We start from the raw sequence: 947 nt of genomic DNA, 5'->3' as shown, positions 1-947 counted from the left end.
CATATTATATGGTTAAGTCCTCGATCTATTAGTATTCGTCAGCTCCACATGTCACCATGCTTCCACCTCGAACCTATCAACCTGATCATCTTTCAGGGATCTTACTAGCTTACGCTATGGGAAATCTCATCTTGAGGGGGGCTTCATGCTTAGATGCTTTCAGCACTTATCCCTTCCGCACATAGCTACCCAGCTATGCCCTTGGCAGAACAACTGGTACACCAGCGGTGCGTCCATCCCGGTCCTCTCGTACTAAGGACAGCTCCTCTCAAATTTCCTACGCCCACGACGGATAGGGACCGAACTGTCTCACGACGTTCTGAACCCAGCTCGCGTACCGCTTTAATGGGCGAACAGCCCAACCCTTGGGACCGACTACAGCCCCAGGATGCGATGAGCCGACATCGAGGTGCCAAACCTCCCCGTCGATGTGGACTCTTGGGGGAGATAAGCCTGTTATCCCCGGGGTAGCTTTTATCCGTTGAGCGATGGCCCTTCCATGCGGAACCACCGGATCACTAAGCCCGACTTTCGTCCCTGCTCGACTTGTAGGTCTCGCAGTCAAGCTCCCTTATGCCTTTGCACTCTACGAATGATTTCCAACCATTCTGAGGGAACCTTTGGGCGCCTCCGTTACACTTTAGGAGGCGACCGCCCCAGTCAAACTGCCCACCTGACACTGTCTCCCGGGTCGATAAGACCCGTAGGTTAGAATTTCAATACAGTCAGGGCGGTATCCCACCAGCGCCTCCACCGAAGCTAGCGCTCCGGTTTCAATGGCTCCCGCCTATCCTGTACAAACTGTACCAAAATTCAATATCAGGCTACAGTAAAGCTCCACGGGGTCTTTCCGTCCTGTCGCGGGTAACCTGCATCTTCACAGGTACTATAATTTCACCGAGTCTCTGGTTGAGACAGTGCCCAAATCGTTACACCTTTCGTGCGGG

At 53.2% G+C, this 947-nt stretch carries 1 rRNA gene; it reads right to left on the bottom strand.

What is annotated here, in order from left to right:
- Positions 1 to 8 precede the first annotated feature (8 nt).
- A 23S ribosomal RNA gene (locus tag MR143_RS32645) occupies positions 9 to 947 on the bottom strand; the annotation flags it as partial.

This window comes from Bacillus cereus group sp. BfR-BA-01347 (assembly GCF_022663835.1).
GTDB lineage: Bacteria > Bacillota > Bacilli > Bacillales > Bacillaceae_G > Bacillus_A > Bacillus_A thuringiensis_K.
Note: the sequence above shows the minus strand (reverse complement) of the source record. Positions and strands in the feature narration are given on the sequence as shown.